The following is an 18,150-nucleotide window of genomic DNA, read 5'->3' on the forward strand; positions in this document are numbered from 1 at the left end:
CATGTCTTTGTTGGATAGTTTTTAGGCTAGCATTTTTAACTAAAATTGACTGGGTCTATATCAATATCACTAAGCTCGCTTTTGCAGAGATTTGCAGCTTTTAAAAGAGGTATATGAGAGTTTGAGCGGAGTAAAATTTCATATCTAAATTTGCTTCCAAGATACTCTATCTGGCACTTTCCGTATCCTATGATCTCAAGCTCATCGCTTCTTAAAGGTTCTATTCTTTGCACAAATTCATTCATTGTATTTTTTACTATGTTTTCATCTTTATGCGAGATGATAATGCGAAGAAGCCTGGTAAATGGCGGATAAAGCCCCTCGCGGTAGCCAATCTCTTCTTTTAGAAATGCGTCATAATCGCTGATGTAGCTCTCAAAAAATTCTCTTTGTTTGCTTTGAATGATAACTCTACCAGCCCCGTTTCTACCAGCTCTTCCGGCTACTTGCATGGCAAGAGCGAGCGTTCGCTCTCTGGCCTTATAATCAGGAAAATTTAAAAGCTCGTCAAATCCCATGATGACAGCAAGCTCTACGTTGTGGTAATCATGCCCTTTGCTTAGCATTTGCGTACCAAGTAAGATGTCTATTTTACCGTCGTTAAATTCCTTCAAAGCCTTTACGAGCTTATTTTGCGTCGTGATCTCGTCTCTATCAAATTTAGCGATCCTAGCGTTTGCAAACTCAGCTTGCAGCCTCTCAAGAAGCTCGCTAGTGCCGATCTTTTTAGCCTCTATCATCTCGCTGCCGCACTGGTGGCAGGTCTTTGGTACGGCCATTTTATGCTCGCAGTATTGACACTTTAGCACGTTTTGTTTTTTGTAGTAGCTCATACCGATGCTACAAAAAGGACACTTTAGCGTTTCACCGCAGTTTTTACAGACTAGATATTTAAAATTTGCCCTTGTTGGCAGGCAGATGACAGCTTGCTTTTTATTTGCGAGTGTTTTTGAAATTTCATCTTTTAAAATTTCACTAATTCCAGTCTCGCTCTCATCGAAAATGTAATTTTTTTGCGAATCAAAATATGTCCCTTTTAAGCGAAAATGCTCCTGCTTGTAAAAGCTAGTAAGGCTTGGCGTGGCACTTCCAAGCACCACTTGTAGATCAAATTTGTTAGTTAGAAAGAGGGCAAGGTCTCTTGCATTGTAGTGTGGTTTTGAACCTGTATTTTTGTAGCTATCGTCGTGTTCTTCGTCGATGATGATGAGTTTTAGCCTCTCAAGTGGTAAAAATAAAGCAGATCTTGCACCTGCAATGAGCCTAACTTTGCCACTTTTTATATCTTGTAAAATTTTCTCTTTTTTCTTTGGCGTGATTTTTGAGTGCCAGACTGCTATTGCCTCGCCAAAAAAGCCCTCAAGACGCTTTTGCATCTGTGGTGTAAGTGAAATTTCAGGCATCAAAAATAGTGCTTGACCGCCTGCGTTTAAAATTTCTCTGATCTTAGCGATGTAAATCTCGCTTTTTCCGCTTCCAGTGTCGCCAAAGATGAGTGAAATTTTACGCTTATTTATAAATTCCAAAGCCTCTTGCTGTTTTTCACTTAGTTTGGGTGCTACATTAAAATTTTGATTTTCATAAATTTGATCTGTTGCAATAGTGTCATTTGGTTCAAATAAATTTAGGCTGACACCAAGCTCGCATGTGTAATATTTTGAGATAAATATTGCCAATTCACTTTGCATTGAAGTTAGATTAATCGGTAGAATTTCTAAAATTTTACTTGTTTTAAACTCTGGTTCGCCAGTCTCTTTTAGGACAAAGGCAGTAAGAATTTTGCCTCTTAAAGAAGCCTTTACGCCTTGAAATTTTTCTAGTTTTTGATCGCTTTCATAAGTGAGTGGGGCTAAATTTAGCCCATAAAATGCGAGTATGTAATAATGCATTACTGAAGTGATTTGCAAATTTCATTTTCATCACTGCAACCAAAATCACCAGTATTTTTGTCGTATTTGAAATTTGCTACTTTGCCATCTAGCCTAAATGTGTATTTGTCATCGCTTATTCTGTGCCAGCCATTTTTGCTGCCGCTATCTTTTATCGGTATATTTATAACATTTTTAAAGAGTTTACTTGGATCGCCATCGTCTAGTTTTTGTGGAAATTCTGGCTTTGCTTGCAAGATATTGTCATTGTATTTTAGTGAAATTCCACTTCTTATAGCGGCAAGTTGAGTTTTTGCATTTGAGATGGTAGCATCGCTTCTAGAAAAAAATAGTCTAGGTATAGCGACTGTGCTTAAAATGCCTAGTATAACTACTATAAATATCAGCTCAAGCAAGGTGTAAGCTCGTCTTTTCATCTCTCTTCTCGCTTTAATATCTCATCAACGTTGCCAGTTAAATTTTTTACCGCCTTTATCACAGCATAATTTTCATAACATTTTTCTATAAAGGCGTTTAAAAGCTCTTTTGGCTCGATAAATTGGCGTCCGCCCATTAAATTTTGCCAGTCATCTTCAAAGAATTTAGCAAAATCATCATCAAGCGTGATCGTGTAGTCGCGAGATGATATCGTGAGCGTGATTTTTTTCATATTTTAGCCAAGCTTATCTGCCAAGGACAGCTTCGATTTTTCTCATTACATCGTCAGCTTCGGTATTTTTCTTGTCAAGATCCTCTTCTAAACGCATGATTTGATTGCTTTTTGCCTCATTTTGTGCTTTTAAAGTTACGATCTCGTTGCGTAACTCTTCGTTTATTTTGCAAAGTTCGTCATATTTTGTGATCAGGTCATTTACTTTATCGCTTAGTGTGGTTAAGATCGCATTATCTTCAAACATAAAAGTTCCTTTAAAATAATAATTAGGCTCGTATTCTAACACGCAGAGGCTAAATTCTTATTAAAATTCTCATTTGACAAAGCACTATCTTTGCTATAAAATTCGCTCAAATTTAAAGGCAATCAATGAGTAAATTTGAAATTTCATCTAAATTTAGCCCAAGCAGCGACCAAGCAAGAGCGATAAAAGAGATAGTAAAAAGCATAAATTCAGGCAATAAATACCAAACTCTTCTAGGTGTAACAGGGTCCGGCAAAACTTTCACCATGGCAAACGTAATACGTGAGCTAAATATGCCAACTCTTATAATGACGCATAACAAATCCCTTGCCGCGCAGCTTTATAGCGAATTTAAGGGCTTTTTCCCAAAAAATCATGTCGAGTACTTCATAAGTTACTATGACTACTACCAGCCAGAGGCCTACATCCCAAGAAGCGACCTATATATAGAAAAGGATAGCTCAGTAAATGAGGAGCTTGAACGCCTGCGTCTCTCTGCGACGGCTAGCTTGCTAAGCTTTGATGACGTCGTCTGCGTAGCCTCAGTCTCTGCAAACTACGGACTTGGTAATCCAAGCGAGTATAAAGGGATGGTCGCCTACCTAAATGTTGGACAGAAATTTAGCCAAAGAAAGCTTTTAGAGCAGCTTGTCGATATGGGCTACAAGCGAAATGATAACTACTTTGACAGGGGTGACTTTCGTGTAAATGGCGATGTGGTGGATATTTACCCAGCTTACTACAATGATGAAGCCCTAAGGGTCGAGTTTTTTGGCGATGAGATCGATGCGATGTATCATTTTGACGTGCTTGATAACAAGAGGCTAAAGGACATCTCTAAATTTACACTTTACGCCACCAGTCAGTTCATCGTGGGTGCTGATAGGCTAAAGATCGCTATGAAGGAGATCGAAGAGGAGCTTGACGTGCGCTTGAAAGAATTTAACGAGCAGGGCAAGCTAGTTGAGGCGCAGAGACTAAAGCAAAGGGTGGAATTTGACCTTGAGATGATGGCAAGCACGGGCATGTGTAAAGGTATCGAAAACTACGCGCGCCACTTAACCGGACAAAAGCCCGGAGAGACGCCGTACTCGATGTTTGACTACTTTGAGATAAGTGGCGAGGACTATTTGGTCATCGTCGATGAGAGCCACGTGAGTTTGCCGCAGTTTAGGGGCATGTATGCGGGTGATAGGAGCCGTAAAGAGGTGCTTGTCGAGTATGGATTTCGCTTGCCTTCAGCGCTTGATAACAGGCCGCTTAAATTTGATGAGTTTGTAAGCAAAAAGGCGAAATTTCTCTTTGTCTCAGCCACGCCAAACGAATACGAGCTTGGTATCAGCCAGGGGCACGTCTATGAGCAAATTTTGCGTCCTACGGGGCTGCTTGATCCGATCATCGAGATAAAAGATAGTGACAATCAAGTTGAAGCGCTATTTGACGAGGCAAAGGCGGTCATCGCTAGAGGTGAGCGAGTGTTAGTTACGGTGCTAACTAAAAAGATGGCCGAGGAGCTAAGCCGCTACTACATCGAGCTTGGCGTCAAGGTCAAATATATGCACTCAGACATCGACGCGATCGAGCGAAACGAGATCATTAGGGGGCTTAGAAGTGGCGAATTTGACATGCTAATAGGCATAAATTTGCTCCGTGAGGGGCTGGACCTGCCTGAAGTGAGCCTGATAGCCATAATGGATGCCGATAAAGAGGGCTTTTTGCGCTCGACAACGAGCCTTATACAGACGATGGGGCGTGCGGCTAGAAATGTAAATGGCAAGGTGCTAATGTTTGCCAAAAAGATAACAAAATCAATGAAAGAGGCGATCGATACGACGACTGCTAGGCGTAAATTTCAAGATGAATACAACAAAGCTCACGGCATAACGCCGCACTCTGCAAGCAGAAATATCGAAGAGAGCTTGCATGTCGAAGATGATGGTGAAATTTACAAGCGTGGTAAAAATTTAGAGAAGATGCCAGCTAGCGAGCGAGCTGCGATCGTAAAAGAACTAAGAAAGCAGATGCTTGAAGCGGCTGCACAGCTGGAGTTTGAGAAGGCGGTGGCACTACGTGATGAAATAGCGAAGATGAGAAAAATATAAGCGTTGTCTTTTTGTGTATCTTTAAATGAGCTTGCTAAATTTTGCTCGACAGACTATATGTCTAGTCTACGCAAATTTTAAACCGTACAACATTTAAATCTATCACAAAATATTACCGCTTTTGAGCCCATTCGTATCGTAAATTTCGCCTCGTCTCCTCATAGCGAAGCTAAAGACAAAATCATCTTATCTTTAGCTGTTTAAACTATAAATTTATCGCAAAATGCCGTTTTATGATCTATCCTGCTCTCTTGTGTCTTTTTTTACGCTATACCAAGCAATTAATAAAAAGAAAAGCTCTGCTATATTAAAAAGGTCTATGTTTTTAGCTAAAAGGCCTATAAAGTTTGGTCTACCTGGAAATAGTAGTACTAAAAGTACGACTGAACTTACCACAAACAATATAAAATTTATCCAAAATAGCCTACTTTTAGTTGCGCTCACTAATCTTGTTGTAAATAAAAATAAAAATACTGTAGCTAACAAATGAGCAAATACTCCAATGTATAAGATTGTATTGGCACTAGAAACTAAAGATTTAATTGAGGCATTGTGCGTACCAAAGATATTTAAAAAATTATAATCGTAAGCATATATATACATGTAGTCAGTTGTTGCTTTTGCTATTGTAAATATCACAAAAAGGATAGAGAAAAATAAGAAATTTGTATGCAGTCTTATCTCATTTAACGTACGTGCTATCTGCTTAATGGCAGAGCAAATAACCGCTAATATTATCGCGTAAGCAAGAGGCTTTATAAATATTATTGGTCGAAGTGACATTCTTTCTTGATGTGCTAACAAATATTCAAAAAATATATAGTAAAAAAATGTTGCAACAAGGCCAACTAAACAGGCTTTCACGGCTAATTGGCTTGGAGATTTGATAGTAGTCACGTTTAAAATCCCATCTTCGATAGTTACTTGAATTTCGTCACTACTTGCTTGTGTCTTTAGTCGCCACCATGCGATTAAAGCAAGAAAGAAAGCTCCAATATCAATATAATTATAAATTTTGTGATCAATTTTAATAAAGTAGCTTGCTATGTGAGATGCGCCAAATAACGCATAAGCCCAAAACATTTTTTCTTTTGTTATTTTTCCTAATTTTGCGATAGATATAAATAAAAATAGTGATGCTGTTACGAATAATACTCTCAATAAATAGCTACGATAAATAAATAGCTGTTTAAACAGGTCATGATTATACATGATCTCTTCGTCGCTATAAAAATAATTCAATATCGTAAAGATAAAATCATCATGGTTAAAATTTCTTTCTCCTAGATACATAACAATTTTAAAAGTCAAAAGAGTTAAAATGACATATATCAAAATGAAAATAGTAAAAATTTTAAAATATGTTCTTAGTTTTGAGGAATTATAAATAGAGCATATCAATGAAATAGCAAAAAATAAAAGTAGCCAACTGATAGAGTCGCAGCATGCTTTGAGGATAAGACTGAAATCACGATCAAGGGTTTTGTAAAGCCCTGAAACGAAAACTAGATACTTAAATATCGCCACAATACAAGATATAATCCCCAACTCTCTGGCACTTTTTAACGTATATTTTTTTTCTTGTTGTAACGGTTCCAAATTTACTCCTTAAATTAAATTAGTTATTTTATTGTAATTAGTCTAAAAAATATTTAAATATTTTAAATCAGGTTAATTTATTTTAATTTGGTATTTATTTATCTCGTGACTGGCCTTAAAAAGTAGCTAGAAACCGCGCATATAAGCGATACTACTGCGATAAAGTAAAATGAGTGTATAAGGCTAAAGATGTCAGCGATCTTGCCGATGACTGTTGCGAATATGTCGCCGATTGTGATACTAAGGCCAAGCATTACGCCGGAGGCTAGGCCGATTTGATTTGGCTATAAAGACTAGCATCCCTTTTAGGCCAAAATTTCCCACAAAAATGGCGACTAAAATGGGCCCAACTGCAAATCCGACATTGCCACCAAATGAAAATATACTTATGCTTTTGGCTCTATTTTTGGTGTTTGAGGCGTAGTTTACGATCCTTGCAGTACTTGGGTGAAAGAGCGCGGCGCCGATACCGCTTATCATCACGCAGACCAAGATGAGGTAGTAGTTTGTAACAAAGCCAGTTAGGCTCATGCTCTCGCCAGCAAGTAGTAGCCCAAGCGGGATGACGTATGGCAGCTCTTTTTTGTCGCTTAAGCGGCCGATCAGCGATTGGATGAGCGAGCTTGCTAAATTTGTGGCGGTCACGAGCGAGGCGGCTGTGGCGTAGTCGTAGTGGTAGCTTGCGATGAAAAATGGCAGCATCGCGCCAAGGGCACTTTGGTTTATGTCGCTACAAAAGTGCCCAAGCCCCATTAGATACTTTAAATTTTCCGCCTTTTTCATCTAAAATAGCCCTTTTAAAAGCCTCTTTAAATTTTGCTTTTCGCCGTTTGCGCCTTCATCATCTTTGCCCAGCTTTTTATCTAAAAATCTACCTATCTCTTTTTTGACCTTATTTTCAAGATATTGCGATCTGACGTCGTATTTTAGATTATCTGTCGTGCCTGATATCTGCACGTTTAGATCGGTCTTTTCAAGCCTGCAAAAAAGCGGTGCATTAAGCATTTTTGTAGCGGTGTTATAAGTGCCGCCTGTAACCTTTATATCGCTCTTTGGCGAGCTTAAATTTACGTTAAAAATGACATTGTCGCCCTTTATATCGCCGTAAATTTTGCCGTCTTTGTAAATTTCTTTTGTGATGTCCTTGCCGGTGAAGGTTTTTATATTGTTTGTGAGATTTGTGCTGGCTAGGTGACCCTCTTTTAGCAAGATGTCAAATTTGCCGAGCTTTTGCTTTGTCTCGTAGTCAAATTTAGCATCGCCGTTGCCATCATAGAGATGATCAAGAGCTAGGGTCTGCGTTAGCCCCTTTACCTCAAAGTTTTTTAGCACCGCATCAAGCGTGCCGCCTTTGTAGTTCGCCTCTAACTTGCCCCTAAATAGATCATCTGAAGTGGCTTTTACACTTAGGTCATCCAATTTGCCCTCTGCCGTTACGAGGGCTGCAAATTTACCGTGAAGCTCGCGGCCAGCTAAAAATGCAAGCTTATTTAGCTCTGAAACTACCGCTTGAAGCTTTAAGCTTAGCGTGCTTTTGCTCACGTCAAAGCTGCCATCTATGCCCTTTATATCAGCTAGCGAGCTAAGAAAGTCCCCACTAAATTTTGCTATGTCGCCTTTGTAGTTTAGACTCAAATTTGAGCTAAATTTCTCGTTTTCTGGGAATTTTTTATCAAGCATTTTACTAAGCGCTGCGGCGTTAAATTTGCCTTCATTTAGAGTGATCGTTGCGGCGATACTTGGGCTTTTGCTAAAGATATTTTGCCCCTTTGCCTGGACATTTGCCTTAGCGTTTGCCAGCCTATCGTTGCCGCTAAGCGACAAGATCTCTCCTAGCTGCGCCTCTTTTAGGCTAAGATCGAGATTTTCATTTTTTATGGTGGCGTTTAGCTTGCCAGCAAAGGCATCGCCGCCCAAATTTAGCTCATCTATCTTGCTCTCTTTGACCTTTATATCGCCCTCAAGCGCCATTTTTGAGCCAACCTCAAAGCCGCTAACTGCTTTAAATTTCTCAGGGTCGCTAATGAGCAGGGCAAATTTGCTAAAAATTTGGCTGTTTTTTAGGTCATAAACGCCCTTGACATCCTTTAGCTCGCCAAGGTCGCTAAGCATATTTGCGTCAAAATTTACAAGCTCACCTTTTGCGATAGCGACGCCTTTTAGCTCAAATTTAGCCGCATTTTTAAGCTTTGCAAAATCTTTGTTTATAATGCCATTTTTTATCTCAAATTTAGCCTCTCCTGCAAGTTTTTTTAGCTCGTCAAAGCCGCTAAAATTTGCGTTTAAATTTATCTGCCCGTCTGCGTAGCTAGGCTGCAAGGCAAGCGCTAGAAGCTCTTTTAGCTTGATATTTGCTGCATTTATGACTAAATTTTTACTATCAAAATTTGCATTTATTTTGCCGCCAAGGCCGTTTATGCCAGCCTTTAGGTTTTTAAGAGTATTTTCTTGCATCGTAATTTCACCATTTGCGTCAACGGCGCCACTTAGTTGCTCGCCTAAAAGCTTACCAAGAAGGGCAAGATCAGGAACGTTTAGCAAAAAGTCGCTCTTTAAATTTTTGCTACTTAGATCATAAGTCGTCTCATTTGCTTTTAAAGTGGCTTCAGGCGCAATGATAAGGGTTTTTGCCACTACTTTTTCATTTGCAAATTTAGCATTTATGCCGCCTTTAAAGCTTATATCTTTTGCCAAATTTAGCCCAAATTCGTTTTTAAGAATTTCTTTATTTATTACGCCATCACTTGCTAAAATTTGAGCATTAATGATGGGCTCATTTTTATCATCAACCCCTTGCATATTGCTCGTTAGATCGAGCTTGCCACTAGCTAAATTTGGCTTTTGCGCAAGGGCTGAGATCTCAGAAAGCTCGATATTTTTAGCGTCAAGATTTAGAGCCTTTGGCAGGTAGTCTTTTAAATTTACGTTTAAATTTATATTTGAGCCAAGCACCATGCCAGTTGCCACTAGCTTAAAGTCGCTAAATTTACCAGCGACGTTTGCTTTAGGCGCGATATCTTTTTTTAACCCAAGCTCGCTAGCCTTTGCCTTGTCAGCGTTCATATCTATGTTTAAATTCATGCTTTGAGTAAACAAGGAGAGGTAGCCATTTGCCTTTAAATTTATGGCATTCATCACGGTTGCTTCTAAATTTAGCGTGCTAAATCCTAGGCTAAAATCTTTAAATTTAACATCAATACCACGAGCGAGTGCCTCTTTTTCGATCTTGCCAGCGATAAATTTACTCCCAAATGGGCTAAATATAAAACCAAAGATGCAAGCTATTATGAGCACAAGCGCGCTAACTATGTAAGCTACTTTTTTCATAAAATTCCTTTATATTAGTTTTATACATCACGAAACTTTAGTGTAAGTGACTAAAGTTTTAATAAATTTTAGTATAAATTATTGACTTTTTTAGAAAAAAATGCTAGGATCTCATCACTCAAAAATAAAGAGTGCTAAAAAAGACAATTAAACTAAAAGGATGAACAATGAATTTTCAACCATTAGGCAAGCGTGTTCTAGTCGAACGTGTAGAAGAGACAAAGACCACAGCTTCAGGCATTATTATACCTGATAACGCAAAAGAAAAACCTTTAAGCGGTGAGGTAAAAGCGGTTGGTGCTGAAGTAGAGGGCGTAAAAGTTGGTGATAAAGTTGTATTTGCAAAATACGGTGGCACTGAGATAAATTTAGATGATAAAACATATCTTGTTTTAAACATAGACGATGTTTTAGGTGTGATTAAATAATTTAAAAAGGAAAAACAATGGCAAAAGAAATTTTTTACTCTGATGATGCAAGAAATCGCCTATATGAGGGCGTGAAAAAACTAAATGACGCTGTGAAAGTGACAATGGGACCAAGAGGCAGAAATGTCCTTATCCAAAAGAGCTTTGGCGCTCCAAACATCACAAAAGATGGCGTTAGCGTGGCTAAAGAGGTTGAGCTAAAAGATACTATCGAAAACATGGGTGCAAGCCTAGTTAGAGAAGTGGCAAGTAAGACGAATGACCAAGCAGGTGACGGCACTACAACAGCAACCGTGCTAGCTCACGCGATATTTAAAGAGGGTCTTAGAAACGTAACTGCTGGCGCAAATCCTATCGAAGTAAAACGCGGCATGGATAAAGAAGTAGCAGCGCTTATAGATGCACTAAAAAATATCTCTAAAAAAGTCTCTGGCTCAAAGGAGATCGCTCAGATCGCTACTATCTCTGCAAACTCAGACGAGAGCATCGGCAAACTTATCGCTGATGCGATGGAAAAAGTCGGTAAAGATGGCGTCATAACAGTAGAAGAGGCAAAGTCTATCCAAGACGAGCTAAGCGTTGTTGAGGGTATGCAGTTTGATCGCGGATATCTAAGCCCATACTTCATCACAAACCCTGAAAAGATGCAAGTTGAGCTAAGCAATCCATTTATATTGTTATTTGACAAGAAGATCACAAATTTAAAAGATCTACTTCCGGTGCTTGAGCAAGTACAAAAGAGTGGCAAACCACTTCTAATCATCGCTGAAGATATCGAGGGTGAGGCACTTGCAACGCTTGTTGTAAATAAACTTCGTGGCGTGCTAAACATCTCGGCTGTAAAAGCTCCTGGCTTTGGCGACAGAAGAAAAGCGATGCTTGAAGATATCGCTATTTTAACAGGTGGCGAAGTTATCAGCGAAGAGCTAGGCAGAACACTAGAAAGCGCTACTATAAACGACCTTGGTCAAGCTTCAAGCGTAGTTATCGACAAAGATAACACAACTATCGTAAATGGCGCAGGCGAGAAGTCAGCGATAGACGCTAGAATAACTCAGATCAAAGCGCAAATCGCTGAGACTACAAGCGACTATGACAAAGAAAAACTTCAAGAGCGCCTTGCAAAACTAAGTGGCGGCGTGGCAGTTATTAAAGTAGGTGCTGCGACTGAAACTGAGATGAAAGAGAAAAAAGACCGCGTTGATGATGCTCTAAGCGCTACTCGTGCAGCTGTTGAAGAGGGTATCGTAGTAGGTGGCGGTTCAGCTCTTATCCTTGCTTCAAAGAGTGTAAATTTAAATTTACAAGGTGATGAGGCAATCGGCGCTGAGATCGTTAGAAGAGCGCTTCGTGCTCCACTTCGCCAAATCGCTGAAAACGCTGGCTTTGACGCAGGCGTAGTAGCAAATGCAGTTGAGACAAGCAAAGATGCAAATTTTGGCTTTAATGCTGCAACTGGCGAATATGTAAATATGTTTGAAGCTGGTATCATCGACCCAGTTAAAGTTGAGAGAGTCGCGCTACAAAACGCTGTTAGCGTGGCTAGCTTGCTACTAACAACTGAGGCAACTATCAGCGAGATAAAAGAAGAAAAAGCAATGTCTGCAATGCCTGACATGGGCGGAATGGGTGGTATGGGTGGCATGATGTAGCAGCCCTTTTCGAGCTAGAGCCTTCTAGCTCGAATTTATATTTAAACTTTAACCTCACTAAATTTATAAAATTATTTACTCCTTTTTAAATTTATTCTTGTATCATTTTGCTTTCTTTTAGGGAGAATTTACAATGAAATATGATGAAATTTTTAGAGAATACGACATCCGCGGCATTTTTGAGAAAGACTTGACAGAAGATAGCGTCAAGGCTATAGGGCTTGCTTTGGGTAAGAAATTTAATGAATTTGGCGTAAAAACTTTAAGCGTTGGCTTTGACGCAAGGCTAAGTGCTAGCACGCTTTTTAGGTATCTGCTAAGTGGCCTAAACAAGGCTGGTGGCTTTAAAATTTATAGCATCGGCTTACTTCCAACTCCTGTTGGCTACTTTAGCGTTTATACTGATTATTTCGACGCAAATATCATGATCACTGGCTCTCACAACCCAAAAGAGTACAACGGCTTTAAGATCACCATTAAAAAAGATAGTTTCTTTGGCAAAGATCTGCAAATTTTAAAAGATAAAGTTAATGAAATAATCGCCTCAAATTTAGAGATCGCAGACGATGAGAGCTGTGAGAAATTTAATATCTTAGAAAAATATGTCGAGTTTTTTGTAAAAGAATTTAGCGAGCTTAAAAATTTCAAAAAGCCTTTTGTTATCGACTGCGCAAACGGTGCTGTTGGCGTGAGCTTGGTGCCGATCGTTAAGGCTCTTGGGCTAAATGCAAAAATTTTATATGAAGATCCAGACGGAAATTTCCCAAATCACCACCCAGACCCAAGCGAAAAAGAGAATTTAAAAGAGCTGTTTTCACTCATTAAAAAGAAGGAATTTAACCTTGGATTTGGCTTTGACGGAGATGGCGACAGGATTGCGGTTATAACGCCAAAAAGAGATATAAAAGGCGATGAACTAGCCTATCTTTATGCACTAAATATGAAACATCCAAAGGTGCTTGGTGAGGTAAAATGCTCGCAAAATATGTATGATGAGATCGCCAAGATCGGCGAAGTTTTCATGGGCAAGACTGGGCATAGCAACATCAAAAAAATGATGAAAGAGTTAAACGTAGATCTAGCAGCCGAAGTGAGCGGTCATATCTTTTTTAAAGAGCGCTATTTTGGCTTTGACGATGCGCTTTACGCGATGATGAGGGTGCTTGAGCTAGTTCACAAGGGCTTTGACCTTGATGGCGAGCTTGATAAGATGCCACTTGTCTTTAGCACCGATGAGATCAAGGTAAAGACGACTGATGAGGCTAAATTTAAGATAGTTGCTAAGTTAAAAGAGTGCGTGAAAAACGAGAGTTGCGATCTACCAAAGATAAAAAATATCATCGACATTGATGGCATAAGAATTCAGTTTGAAAATGGCTGGGCGCTGGTACGCGCGTCAAATACAACGCCAGTTATTGTTACTAGATTTGAGGCAAAGAGCAAGGAATTTTTAGAAGAGATCGAGCAAAAAGTAACAAATCTACTAAAGAGCTTAATGTAGCTTGCAAAGGCATTTTGGGCTAAATTTACTCTAAAATGCCTTTTAGAATTTTATTTAAATATTTAAAAACTAAGTTGTATCTTTCTCGCCTAGCTTTCGTGGATTTTTTTGGAAACTTTGCATACATACCATCTAGAAGCTTATAACAAGTACCTGTCTTTAAATTTATCAAAAACATGCGCCTTAGCTTTTTTGAACTTTCATGTGGATAATGCAATTTAAATCCGCAAGTAGTCTATCTAATGCCGGTATTCTTTTTATAAAATAGCTTATTATTGTAAGGCTCGTCTACTAGCTTGCTACTCAGGTATGTAAGATATCCGCCCTTTATGGATTTTATGCAATGTAATCTACTGGTAAAAATTTTTACAAACGTATTTGTTAAATTTAAAAAAAAGAGAGATGGCGTAAAAATTTACGCCATTAAATTTTAGAGTTTGCCGCCTTCAACGACAAGTGATTCAGGATTTACGCTATCGCCATAGATCGGTTTTAGTGTTGCGTCATAGTCTTTGTGGAAGAAATTTTCTTTTCCAAGCTCGATGATCTCGTTATTTAGCCACTCAAGTAATACTTTGTTGCCCTTTTTGACAGCTGGAGCTATCACATCCACGTCACCAAGTGCTTCAACGCCTACAACAAAGCCTGGAGTCTCTTTCGCCCAGGCAAAAAGTAGGGCGTTATCATGCGCTAGAGCAGCACCCCTTTTATCAACCAAAGCCGCGAAAGTTTCGGTGTTTTGATCATACTTTAAAAGCTTGATATCAGGATAATTTTTCGTAAAAAATGCGTCCGCGGTTGTGCCTTTATTGACGATCAAGGTTTTATCTTTTAGCTCATCGATGCTCTTTATCACTGCACCTTCAGGGCTTACGATGCCAAGCGAAACCTTCATGTATGGAAGGGCAAAATCAACAACTTGTGCACGCTCAGGTGTTTTTGTAAAATTTGCAAGCGTGATATCTACTTTATCAGCTACTAAAACTTCAACTCTACCAGCAGCCTCAACTAGCTCAAATTTTATCTTGCTCTCATCGCCTAGTAGGTCTTTTGCGATACGTTTTGCAAAGTAAATATCATAGCCTTGGTTTTTGCCGTCTTTATCGACATAGCCAAATGGTGGTTTGTCGCTGAAAACGCCAATTCTTACATATCCGCGCTCTTTGATCTTTGCGATCGCATCAGCTTCGTTTGAAGCAGCTTTTGCCGTGTCGGCACCTTTGTCATTACCACAACCCGTTAGAAAGACGGTAGCGATTAATGCTAATAAGAAAAATTTTAATTTTCTCACTCTTTCTCCTTGTAAAAAAAGTTAAATAAATAAGAGCGTTAAATTTTCGCTCTAAACGCATTTTGAAAAAACGGCAAATTATCTCTTATTTTTTCTAAAACGAGAATAAATTTAGAAATTTCTTCGCGCGATCGCTCTTTGGGTTGGTAAAAAATTCCTCTGGTTCGCTGATCTCCACGATCGCTCCAGCGTCCATAAATACGATCTTATTTGCAACCGCCCTTGCAAAGCTCATCTCGTGAGTGACTATTAGCATCGTCATTCCATCTTTGGCTAAATTTAGTATCACATCAAGCACTTCTCTAACGATCTCTGGATCAAGTGCTGCCGTAACCTCATCAAATAGCATGATCTCAGGGTTTAAACAAAGGCTTCTTACTATTGCTATGCGCTGTTTTTGACCGCCACTTAGCTCCTTTGGATAGGCAAATTTCTTATCAAGCAGCCCAACCTTGCTTAACCACATATCAGCCGTTTTTTCAGCCTCAGCTCTATCTCTTTTTTGCACCTTTAAAGGCCCAAGAAGGACGTTATCTATGACGTTCATATGATCAAATAGCTCGTAGCTTTGAAAGACCATGCCGACCTTTTGGCGGATCCTTTGCCAATCATTAAATTTAGCGTCTATCACTTCGCCATCTATGATAATCTCGCCGCTTGCGATACTCTCAAGGCCGTTTATGCACCTAAGAGTTGTGCTCTTGCCACAGCCTGATGGTCCAAGGAGCACGACTACTTCGCCACTTTTAACCTCTAAATTTATATCCTTTAAAGCGTGAAGCTCTCCATAAAATTTATTTATTTTTTTAAGTTCTAATATGTTTTCGCTCATTTTAGCTCCATTTTTCTTCTAGTTTTTTTGATAGTTTTGAGACTGGATAGCAGATCGCAAAATATAAAAAGAATATGAGCGTGTATATCCAAAATGGCGCCATAGGATTTGTAAATACATTTTGCTCGATGATCTGCTGACCGACTTTGACCACCTCTACAACGCCGATTAGTACGACGATAGAGGTTGTTTTTATCATACGGCTTAGTAAATTTACAGCTCCAGGCACTAGCCTTCTTGTGGCAAGTGGGATAATGACGTGAGAGTAAATTTGAAATTTACTAAGTCCAAGCGATGCGGCTGATTCAAATTGATGTTTTGGTATTGATGTTATTGCGCCACGCACGATGTCCATCATTTCAAAAATTCCCCACAAGCTAAAGACGATGAGTGAGGCTGTAAATGCTGAAATGTGAATATCAAACGCCTTACTGACACCAAAATAAAATAAAAATAGCCAAACGATCTGAGGCATTATGCGAACGATTTCTAGGCAAATTTTTAAAATAAAATAGATAAATTTGTTTTTCATGCTCATAAGCACGCCAAGCACTAAGCCGCCGATTATAGAGATAAAAATAGAGATAAATGAAATTTCTGTGCTAATGACTAGACCTTCAAAGAGCCTTAGTAAATTTTGTGTATCAAATAATATACTAACTCCTTGCATTTCTCACCCTTTTTTCGACATAGCTAAGCACCAGCGAGACTGGCAAGATGATGATGAGATAGCTAATTACTAGCATAAAAAGCGCTTCGTCTGTTTTGTAATAAAGCCCAATGAGATCCTTTGCGACGTAAACTAGATCAGCAAGAGCTACGATACTAACGATACTTGTCTCTTTTAGTAAAAAGATAATATTTGCACTAATGCTTGGCACCGCTACACTAAATGCTTGAGGCAAGATAACATATCTTAGGAGCTGATTTTTACTAAGTGCGATGCTAAGTCCTGCTTCTATCTGCGACTTTCTAACCGCCTCAAAACCAAGTCTAAAGCTCTCACTCATATAACTACCACCAAGAAAGCTAAGTCCCGCAACCGCACAGGTAAAGCCGCTCATCGACACTCCAAGCTTTGGCAAGCCGTAGTATAAAAAGAAAAGCTGTATAAGAAGTGGCGTATTTCTTGAGAGTTCGACGTAGCAGTCAATCACTTTTGATAGAAATTTTAGCTTGTAAAATTTCACGGCCATACAAAAAATACCGATCAAAATAGAAAAAACGATCCCTAAAAAGGCGATCTCACAGGTAAGCACTCCGGCCTTAACATAAAGCGGATAAAATTTCTCAATAAACTCAAAATCCATAAAACTTTAATCCAATCTGAAAAATGGAGTTATTTTATCTTATAATCATAAATTTAAAACTAATTAGATATGATCTTGCTTTAAATTTAAGCTTGCAAAAAGGATAAAATTTGATCGATCTTTTTCAGATCATTGGCTTTTTAGGGATGATTTGCATCGTGATGGGCTACTTTTTACTTCAGATCGGCCGCCTAAATAGCCGCGATCTAGCCTATCAGATAATAAATTTAGTAGGTGCGGTGTTACTTATCATCTCGCTTTTTGTGCACTTTAACCTCGGTTCATTTTTGATAGAGGTCTTTTGGATATTCATTACGATTTATGGAATTTATAAAATTTATAAGGAGAGAGCGTGAGAGCTTACGCAGAGTGGGAAGAGCAGGAGCTTTTGTTTTTATCGCTGCCACATAGTAAGAGCGACTGGGCACCTTATTTGGAGGAAATTTTAGCTAGTTATGAGGAGCTTGTGGCTGCTATTACGCCCTATCAGAAGGTAGTACTCATTTGCCCAGATGAGGCAAATTTTGCTAGATTTAAGAAATTTAAAAATGTTGAGTTTGTTAAACTTGAGACTGATGATACTTGGATCAGAGACTACGGTATGATCGACGTTTGCGATGGCTCTGGCGTAAAGAGTTACGACTTTAAATTTAACGCTTGGGGTGGTAAATTTAAGAGCTCAAAAGATGATGCCCTAAATTTGGAGCTAGCTAAAATTTACAAGACTAAGCTTGAGCCAGTTGATATGATACTAGAGGGTGGGAGTGTTGAATTTAACGGAGATGGCGTGCTTTTAACCACCTCAAAATGCTTACTAAATGAAAATAGAAACAAAGCACTTAGCAAAGAGCAGATCGAAGAAAAACTAAAAAATTTATTTGGCTTAAAACGTATCATCTGGCTTGAAAATGGCTTTATAAGAGGCGATGATACAGATAGTCACATCGACACTTTAGCGCGTTTTATCACGCCTGATACGATAGCTTACGCATCTTGCGAAGACAAGAGTGATGAGCACTTTGATGAGCTTAAAAAGATGGAGGATGAGCTTAAAAAAACTGGCTTTAAGCTGTTTGCTCTGCCGCTTCCTAAGCCTAAATTTTATGAGCGCAAAAGGCTTGGCTGCACCTATGCAAATTTCATCTTTATAAATGGTGCCTTGATCGTGCCAACATATAACGACGAAAACGATGAAAAGGTGCTAAATTTACTAGCCAAGGCGCTGCCAGATAGAAAGATCATCGGTGTAAATTCGCTAGTTTTTGTGCGTCAAAATGGCTCGCTTCACTGCTCAAGCCAAAATAGATACAAAAGGGCTTAGCC

The 18,150-nt window shown here is 39.0% G+C and carries 18 protein-coding genes; 6 read left to right on the plus strand and 12 right to left on the minus strand.

Going from position 1 to position 18,150, the window contains the following annotated elements:
- Window positions 1–35: 35 nt before the first annotated feature.
- Genes F3G75_RS05745 through F3G75_RS05760 form a run of 4 tightly spaced genes read right to left on the minus strand, consistent with a single transcriptional unit; the run spans window position 36 to window position 2,785 of the window.
- Window positions 36–1,889 (minus strand): primosomal protein N', encoded by a 1,854-nt coding sequence (locus F3G75_RS05745; RefSeq protein WP_149716889.1) that lies wholly within the window; start codon window positions 1,887–1,889, stop codon window positions 36–38.
- The gene (locus F3G75_RS05750) at window positions 1,889–2,305 is read right to left on the minus strand and encodes a type II secretion system protein (RefSeq protein ID WP_084042158.1); all 417 of its coding nucleotides are present in this window, start codon (window positions 2,303–2,305) and stop codon (window positions 1,889–1,891) included. Before F3G75_RS05750 ends, F3G75_RS05745 begins: the two co-directional genes overlap by 1 nt.
- Window positions 2,302–2,538 carry a hypothetical protein gene (locus F3G75_RS05755; RefSeq protein ID WP_054196819.1) on the minus strand — a complete coding sequence of 79 codons (237 nt, stop codon included), beginning with the start codon at window positions 2,536–2,538 and terminating at the stop codon, window positions 2,302–2,304. The genes F3G75_RS05750 and F3G75_RS05755 overlap by 4 nt, the downstream gene beginning before the upstream one ends.
- Before the next feature lie 13 nt (window positions 2,539–2,551).
- On the minus strand, window positions 2,552–2,785 hold the full coding sequence (locus F3G75_RS05760) for a hypothetical protein (protein ID WP_149716890.1): 234 nt from the start codon (window positions 2,783–2,785) through the stop codon (window positions 2,552–2,554).
- A 125-nt stretch (window positions 2,786–2,910) separates the two neighbouring features.
- On the opposite strand from F3G75_RS05760, the gene uvrB reads away from it, so the two are divergent.
- Window positions 2,911–4,887, plus strand: a complete 1,977-nt coding sequence (gene uvrB / locus F3G75_RS05765) for an excinuclease ABC subunit UvrB (RefSeq protein WP_149716891.1) — start codon at window positions 2,911–2,913, stop codon at window positions 4,885–4,887.
- A gap of 231 nt (window positions 4,888–5,118) precedes the next feature.
- Here the strand turns inward: uvrB and F3G75_RS05770 are convergent, their stop codons facing one another.
- The 4 genes from F3G75_RS05770 to F3G75_RS05780 all read right to left on the minus strand — a co-directional run bounded on the left by F3G75_RS05770 (window position 5,119) and on the right by F3G75_RS05780 (window position 9,813).
- The gene (locus tag F3G75_RS05770; RefSeq protein WP_149716892.1) at window positions 5,119–6,486 is read right to left on the minus strand and encodes a hypothetical protein; all 1,368 of its coding nucleotides are present in this window, start codon (window positions 6,484–6,486) and stop codon (window positions 5,119–5,121) included.
- A gap of 98 nt (window positions 6,487–6,584) precedes the next feature.
- Window positions 6,585–6,740 carry a hypothetical protein gene (locus F3G75_RS09310; protein WP_188115395.1) on the minus strand — a complete coding sequence of 52 codons (156 nt, stop codon included), beginning with the start codon at window positions 6,738–6,740 and terminating at the stop codon, window positions 6,585–6,587.
- Window positions 6,727–7,269 carry an MFS transporter gene (locus F3G75_RS05775; RefSeq protein ID WP_188115396.1) on the minus strand — a complete coding sequence of 181 codons (543 nt, stop codon included), beginning with the start codon at window positions 7,267–7,269 and terminating at the stop codon, window positions 6,727–6,729. The genes F3G75_RS09310 and F3G75_RS05775 overlap by 14 nt, the downstream gene beginning before the upstream one ends.
- Complete coding sequence (locus F3G75_RS05780) at window positions 7,270–9,813, minus strand: translocation/assembly module TamB domain-containing protein (protein WP_149716893.1); 2,544 nt, start codon at window positions 9,811–9,813, stop codon at window positions 7,270–7,272.
- A gap of 167 nt (window positions 9,814–9,980) precedes the next feature.
- Here F3G75_RS05780 and groES point away from each other — a divergent pair, with 167 nt between their 5' ends.
- The 3 genes from groES (at window position 9,981) to F3G75_RS05795 (ending at window position 13,394) form a co-directional block, all read left to right on the plus strand.
- A complete protein-coding gene (gene groES / locus F3G75_RS05785) occupies window positions 9,981–10,241 on the plus strand; it encodes a co-chaperone GroES (protein WP_021091238.1) in 261 nt (86 codons plus the stop codon).
- 17 nt (window positions 10,242–10,258) lie between these two features.
- Window positions 10,259–11,893 (plus strand): chaperonin GroEL, encoded by a 1,635-nt coding sequence (groL, locus tag F3G75_RS05790; protein ID WP_149716894.1) that lies wholly within the window; start codon window positions 10,259–10,261, stop codon window positions 11,891–11,893.
- Between the two features lie 133 nt (window positions 11,894–12,026).
- Window positions 12,027–13,394 (plus strand): phosphomannomutase/phosphoglucomutase, encoded by a 1,368-nt coding sequence (locus F3G75_RS05795; RefSeq protein ID WP_149716895.1) that lies wholly within the window; start codon window positions 12,027–12,029, stop codon window positions 13,392–13,394.
- Between the two features lie 430 nt (window positions 13,395–13,824).
- Here F3G75_RS05795 and F3G75_RS05800 read toward each other — a convergent pair whose 3' ends face one another.
- The 4 genes from F3G75_RS05800 to F3G75_RS05815 all read right to left on the minus strand — a co-directional run bounded on the left by F3G75_RS05800 (window position 13,825) and on the right by F3G75_RS05815 (window position 16,827).
- On the minus strand, window positions 13,825–14,685 hold the full coding sequence (locus tag F3G75_RS05800) for a cysteine ABC transporter substrate-binding protein (RefSeq protein ID WP_149716896.1): 861 nt from the start codon (window positions 14,683–14,685) through the stop codon (window positions 13,825–13,827).
- Between the two features lie 94 nt (window positions 14,686–14,779).
- Window positions 14,780–15,517, minus strand: a complete 738-nt coding sequence (locus tag F3G75_RS05805) for an amino acid ABC transporter ATP-binding protein (RefSeq protein ID WP_021091230.1) — start codon at window positions 15,515–15,517, stop codon at window positions 14,780–14,782.
- Window position 15,518: 1 nt separating this feature from the next.
- Window positions 15,519–16,187, minus strand: coding sequence for an amino acid ABC transporter permease (locus tag F3G75_RS05810; protein WP_149716897.1), 669 nt, complete (start codon window positions 16,185–16,187; stop codon window positions 15,519–15,521).
- A complete protein-coding gene (locus F3G75_RS05815) occupies window positions 16,174–16,827 on the minus strand; it encodes an amino acid ABC transporter permease (protein ID WP_149716898.1) in 654 nt (217 codons plus the stop codon). The genes F3G75_RS05810 and F3G75_RS05815 overlap by 14 nt, the downstream gene beginning before the upstream one ends.
- A 110-nt stretch (window positions 16,828–16,937) precedes the next feature.
- Here F3G75_RS05815 and F3G75_RS05820 point away from each other — a divergent pair, with 110 nt between their 5' ends.
- Together F3G75_RS05820 and F3G75_RS05825 are read left to right on the plus strand one after the other, a co-directional pair.
- Entirely contained in the window at window positions 16,938–17,183 is a 246-nt protein-coding gene (locus tag F3G75_RS05820) for a CBU_0592 family membrane protein (RefSeq protein ID WP_087579327.1), read from the plus strand.
- The gene (locus tag F3G75_RS05825; protein WP_149716899.1) at window positions 17,180–18,148 is read left to right on the plus strand and encodes an agmatine deiminase family protein; all 969 of its coding nucleotides are present in this window, start codon (window positions 17,180–17,182) and stop codon (window positions 18,146–18,148) included. Before F3G75_RS05820 ends, F3G75_RS05825 begins: the two co-directional genes overlap by 4 nt.
- Window positions 18,149–18,150 lie beyond the last annotated feature (2 nt).

The sequence above is a fragment of the Campylobacter concisus genome (genome assembly GCF_902460705.1).
Taxonomy (GTDB): domain Bacteria; phylum Campylobacterota; class Campylobacteria; order Campylobacterales; family Campylobacteraceae; genus Campylobacter_A; species Campylobacter_A concisus_Z.

Coding starts and splice junctions, on each gene's coding strand:
- F3G75_RS05815 (WP_149716898.1), bottom strand. CDS start 16,827: ATGGATTTTGAGTTTATTGAGAAATTTTATCCGCTTTATGTTAAGGCC.
- F3G75_RS05760 (WP_149716890.1), bottom strand. CDS start 2,785: ATGTTTGAAGATAATGCGATCTTAACCACACTAAGCGATAAAGTAAAT.
- F3G75_RS05745 (WP_149716889.1), bottom strand. CDS start 1,889: ATGCATTATTACATACTCGCATTTTATGGGCTAAATTTAGCCCCACTC.
- F3G75_RS05750 (WP_084042158.1), bottom strand. CDS start 2,305: ATGAAAAGACGAGCTTACACCTTGCTTGAGCTGATATTTATAGTAGTT.
- F3G75_RS05805 (WP_021091230.1), bottom strand. CDS start 15,517: ATGAGCGAAAACATATTAGAACTTAAAAAAATAAATAAATTTTATGGA.
- F3G75_RS05755 (WP_054196819.1), bottom strand. CDS start 2,538: ATGAAAAAAATCACGCTCACGATATCATCTCGCGACTACACGATCACG.
- F3G75_RS05780 (WP_149716893.1), bottom strand. CDS start 9,813: ATGAAAAAAGTAGCTTACATAGTTAGCGCGCTTGTGCTCATAATAGCT.
- F3G75_RS05795 (WP_149716895.1), top strand. CDS start 12,027: ATGAAATATGATGAAATTTTTAGAGAATACGACATCCGCGGCATTTTT.
- uvrB (WP_149716891.1), top strand. CDS start 2,911: ATGAGTAAATTTGAAATTTCATCTAAATTTAGCCCAAGCAGCGACCAA.
- F3G75_RS09310 (WP_188115395.1), bottom strand. CDS start 6,740: ATGCTTGGCCTTAGTATCACAATCGGCGACATATTCGCAACAGTCATC.
- F3G75_RS05810 (WP_149716897.1), bottom strand. CDS start 16,187: ATGCAAGGAGTTAGTATATTATTTGATACACAAAATTTACTAAGGCTC.
- F3G75_RS05775 (WP_188115396.1), bottom strand. CDS start 7,269: ATGAAAAAGGCGGAAAATTTAAAGTATCTAATGGGGCTTGGGCACTTT.
- groES (WP_021091238.1), top strand. CDS start 9,981: ATGAATTTTCAACCATTAGGCAAGCGTGTTCTAGTCGAACGTGTAGAA.
- groL (WP_149716894.1), top strand. CDS start 10,259: ATGGCAAAAGAAATTTTTTACTCTGATGATGCAAGAAATCGCCTATAT.